The sequence below is a fragment of the Psychrobacter sp. genome (assembly GCF_036731945.1).
Lineage (GTDB): Bacteria > Pseudomonadota > Gammaproteobacteria > Pseudomonadales > Moraxellaceae > Psychrobacter.
Window position 1 is genome coordinate 7,183 of record NZ_DAINDI010000042.1, and the last position, 4,840, is coordinate 12,022.

Here is a 4,840-nt window from a genome sequence, read left to right on the forward strand (position 1 = left end):
TCCAAATAAGTAGAACGTTGGTTGAAATTGGTCAAGGAAAAAGCCTATAGTACAACTACTAAAAAAGCGAACCAATTTTAAGATATTAAAGTTTTATCGTGCAAATTCGAATGTTTTAATTTTTAGATTTAACTTAAAGAAAGCAATAACTAGAGACTATTAAATGACACAGAAACTTACCTTATCGCGCCTTGAATATCTGTTACTTACCGCCTGTGATGATTTACGTGGAAGCATGGATGCTAGTGAATATAAAGAATATATCTTTGGTATGCTGTTTTTGAAGCGGGCTAGTGATTTGTTTGATCAGCGTAGAGTTGAACTCAGAGCAGTATATAAGACGCAAGGCATGTCTGATGAAGACATTGAGATTGAACTCAATGATCCAGATAATTACGCGGGCAAGTATTTTTTTGTACCATCGCGTGCGCGTTGGAATGAAGGCTGGACAGAAGAAATCGTTCAAAAAGATCAAGAGGGTGTTGTTCTTTTGGATGAAGAAGGTAATCCAAAAAAAGAAATCATCAGACATCCTGCGTTAAAGCATGTGAAAGAAAATGTTGGCACTACTTTAAACAAAGCGCTTGAAGCTATAGAGGATGCCAATCCTGAAGCACTACAAGACGTTTTAAAAAGTATTAACTTTAACCGTAAGATTGGTTCACGCACATTAGACGACGATACTCTTGCCGATTTCGTACAGAATTTCGAAAATATACCTTTAAAAGACGAGGACTTTGAGTTTCCTGATTTATTAGGGGCTGCCTATGAGTGGCTAATCAAATACTTCGCTGACTCGGCAGGCAAAAAGGCAGGCGAATTTTATACGCCAGCTGAAGTAGTACGACTTTGTGTCGAAATATGTGATCCCAAAGAAGGAATGAGTGTTTACGATCCAACGGTGGGCTCTGGCGGTATGTTGATTCAGATGCGTGATTATCTGCGCGAAAATGGTGGCAGTGCAGACGAAGTTACTCTTAACGGTCAAGAAAAGATCGGCACTACGTGGTCAATTTGCAAGATGAATATGCTGTTGCATGGTATTTCTCATGCTGATATTCGTCAGGAAGATACGTTGCGTGAACCTCAGCATTTAGGCGAAGACAATGAGCTAAAACGCTTTGATCGGGTGGTTGCCAACCCTCCTTTTAGTCAAAACTATATCAAAAAGAATCTTAAATTCCCTGGTCGATTTCCTGTCATGTTGCCTGAAAAAGGCAAGAAAGCAGACTTAATGTTCGTGCAGCATATGATTGCAGTTCTCAAGCATGATGGTCGTGTGGCTACGGTCATGCCGCATGGTGTACTGTTTAGAGGTGCTGAGGAACGTGAGGCTCGCAAGCATTTTATTAATAACGGCTATTTAGAGGCTGTCATCGGTTTGCCGAGTAATTTGTTTTATGGTACAGGTATTCCGGCCTGTATTTTGGTGATAAATAAAGCGGGTGCAGCAGATCGTGATCAAGTGCTATTTATCAATGCTGATCGTGAGTATCGTGAAGGCAAAGCTCAGAACCATCTGCGTCCTGAAGACATCGATAAAATCATTCATGCTTATCGCTCGGGTAATGACATTCCTGCTTATGCGCGCTTGGTGCCTCATACAGAAATCGCAGCGGAGGATTATAACTGTAATATTCGTCGCTATGTCGATAACGCGCCAGCTCCTGAGCCTCACGATGTGCGCGCGCATTTGCATGGTGGCGTCCCAATAGCTGAGGTAGATAGCTTAGAGCACTATTGGTCTAACTATACCCAGCTCAGAGATGATATTTTTATTCCGCGTGATGAGGTTTATGTCGATCTAGCGCCAGTGATAGCCGATAAGCGTGAAATAGCTGATGTCATTACCACGCATCAGGGTGTCACTGCCAAGCATAATGAGTTTATGGCACAATTAGAGGCGTGGTGGCAGGTCAATCTGCCAGTAGTCGAGGCGCTCGCGCCTGATCCTGAGAATCAGCATGATGTACAAGGCAATAATGTCTATGTGATGCGTAGCCAGCTATTAGAGAGCATCGAAAAGGAGCTTGCCAATCAAGATCTGTTAACGACTTTCCAAGTACGCGGCGCTTTTGCTAAGTATGTCGATGAGTTAAAAGCAGACTTTAAGTCCATTGCTGCCAGTGGCTGGAGTGCTGAGCTGATCCCAGATCAAGAGATTCTGCAAAGCCAATTCCCTGAAGTATTAGAAGAGTTAGAGACCTCGCAATCTCGGCTAGCGGAGCTGCAAGCACTGTTCGCTGCGGCTGATGAGGAAGACTTTGAAGATACGGACGATAGCGGTGTGCTGCCATCCGATGAGGTCAAAGAGAAAAAAGAAGATCTAAAAACAATCAATGCAGAATGGAAGGCGCATCTAAAAGAGCTCAAAGCGCTGGCGGGTAATATGTACAATGAATTAAAAGCCGCTGGTCTAACGCCCAAAGGGGTAAAAAAAGGCTACTACAATAGCGAAGGGATGACGCAATCTGATCCAGTATTTGCTAATGGTCAGCGTATTGTAGATTTAGCGACTGAGGTCGGTCATGAGTCAGAGTATACGCCATTATTAATTGATGCAATGAAGCAAGGGCAGTTTGCTTATGAGCGCAGTCAGCAGATGACGATAAGCCTTGAGCGTCATAAGGCGCTAGAGGATGAGGTGCGTGAGATACGAGCCAATATCAAAGGCATAGAGGCCAATCGTGATGAGCTGGTCAATAGTGCCCGCGCCAAAATCTTAGCAGACGAGGCGCGGATAGTGATCATTGAGCGCTTACGTCGGACGCTAATGAATACTTACGAGGCGTATCTAAAAGCGGATCAGCGTGCTTGTGTCAAAGCAATTGAGAATCTATGGTCGAAGTACGCAACGACGGCGAAGACTATCGAGCAAGAGCGTGATGCGGCATCTGAGCAATTGCAGGAGTTTTTGATGGAGTTGGGTTATGAGTGATTGGGTAAATACTTCACTAGGAAAATTAGGTAAGTTTTCTACAAGTAGTGTAGATAAGAAAGTTTTGCTTAATCAGAAAATAGTGCGATTAGTTAATTATATGGATGTATATAATTCTAATAGTATAGATTCAACTATTGACTTCATGTATGTAAGCGCATCAGAAGTAGAAAGAACACGTTCTCAAGTAAAAGTTGGAGACATTTTATTTACTCCATCTTCAGAAACACCAGATGATATTGGGTATTCGGCGGTAGTATGTGAAGATTTAGAAAACACCCTTCATAGTTATCATACCGTTAGGTACAGACCACATAACGATCAGACTTTTGATATTAGGTTTTCAGCTTGGTTTTGTAATTCAGTGAATATAAGAAAGCAATTTGAACAAAAATGTGCGGGTTCCACAAGATATACCTTATCAATACCTTCATTTACGTCAGTACAGATAAGTATTCCTGAATCAAAAAAAGAACAGGGTAAAATTGCAAAATATTTAGATATGATTCAACAAACCATCGAAAAAACCGAAGCGTTAATTGCTAAGTATCAACTGATCAAAGCAGGATTGATGCAGGATTTGTTTACGCGCGGTATTGGATCTGATGGCAAATTGCGGCCTACTCGTGAGCAAGCGCCTGAGCTTTATCAGGAAACTCAGATTGGTTGGATTCCTAAGGATTGGGATTTATCACATTTAAAATCAATGTCTAAAGATAGTGTTCAGCACCTTCGTACAGGCCCCTTCGGTTCAGCACTGAAAGGTGAGCATTGGAGAGAAGAAGGGCATCCAGTAATTACCATAGGCTCGCTTGGTGAAGGTGAGTTTAATGAATCAGAGTTGCTTTATATTGGGAATAAAGATGTTAATAGATTAATAGATTTCAAACTTAAACTTGATGACGTTGTTTTTTCTAGAGTTGCAGATGTAGGGCGCTCGAGCGTAATTAAAGACGAGCAAGTAGGATGGATTATGTCATCCAATTTAATGAGGATTTCATTAGATTCCAAAAAAATGATAGCAGATTTTCTTCAGTACCAACTTTCTTCTAATGACCTTATTAGAAGGCAAATCAGGTGTAAGGTTAATGCTGGTGGCAGAGATGTCGCTAACAGTGAGGTTTTAAATAGTCTATGGTTCATTCAACCTGATTATGATGAGCAACTTGCCATAGTAAAACGTGCAGAGAAAATTGAAGCTAAATTAAAAACAGAAAGATATCTAGTTCGTAAACTTGAGCAGCAAAAACAAGGCCTAATGCACGACCTACTAACAGGTAAAAAACGAGTGACGGTTGACGAAAGTGAGGCTGAGCATGTCTGAATATAGCGAAGTGGAACAGCCTTTTCTCGCGCAATTGACTGAGCTAGGTTGGACAGGTATCGACCAAGGCGAGGGCGTCCCGCAAGATCCTATCAAGAGTTTGCGCCATAACTTTCGTGAGTGGCTATTGCCCGATATCTTTGCCAAGAGCGTCGCTGCTATCAACACCACTGCCGATGGTCAGCCTTGGCTTACCGACAAGCAGCTACAAGACTTGCAAGATCAGATACTGCGCCAGCCCAATCGGACCTTGCTCGAGGCCAATGAAGCCATTCAAAAGCTGCTATTCAAATCACAAGTCGATGTCAACGAGATAACGGGTGAGCAAGACCCAATCGTTAAGCTCATTGATTTTGCTTATCCAGAGAATAATACCTTTCATGCTATCAATCAGTTTCGTATCGATACTCCAGGCTGCGTAAAGCAATTTATCGTTCCTGATCTCGTGCTATTCGTCAACGGTATTCCGCTGATCGTCGTTGAATGCAAAAAAGGCGGGCCGACCTGCGCCAATCCCATGGCAGAAGCCTTTGTACAGCTACAGCGCTATATGAATAAACGTAAAGCGACAAAGGATC

3 protein-coding genes are annotated in these 4,840 nt (G+C 42.3%); all 3 read left to right on the forward strand.

What is annotated here, in order from left to right; all coding sequences use genetic code 11:
- Positions 1-163 precede the first annotated feature (163 nt).
- A complete protein-coding gene (locus V7D75_RS09555) occupies positions 164-2,938 on the forward strand; it encodes a type I restriction-modification system subunit M (RefSeq protein ID WP_333614378.1) in 2,775 nt (924 codons plus the stop codon).
- Positions 2,931-4,262: a restriction endonuclease subunit S gene (locus V7D75_RS09560; RefSeq protein ID WP_333614379.1), complete on the forward strand. Its 1,332-nt coding sequence runs from the start codon at positions 2,931-2,933 to the stop codon at positions 4,260-4,262. The genes V7D75_RS09555 and V7D75_RS09560 overlap by 8 nt, the downstream gene beginning before the upstream one ends.
- Positions 4,255-4,840: type I restriction endonuclease (locus V7D75_RS09565; RefSeq protein ID WP_333614380.1), on the forward strand; the 586-nt coding region annotated here is incomplete at its 3' end. The genes V7D75_RS09560 and V7D75_RS09565, both read left to right, overlap by 8 nt.

Coding starts and splice junctions, on each gene's coding strand:
- V7D75_RS09555 (WP_333614378.1), top strand. CDS start 164: ATGACACAGAAACTTACCTTATCGCGCCTTGAATATCTGTTACTTACC.
- V7D75_RS09560 (WP_333614379.1), top strand. CDS start 2,931: ATGAGTGATTGGGTAAATACTTCACTAGGAAAATTAGGTAAGTTTTCT.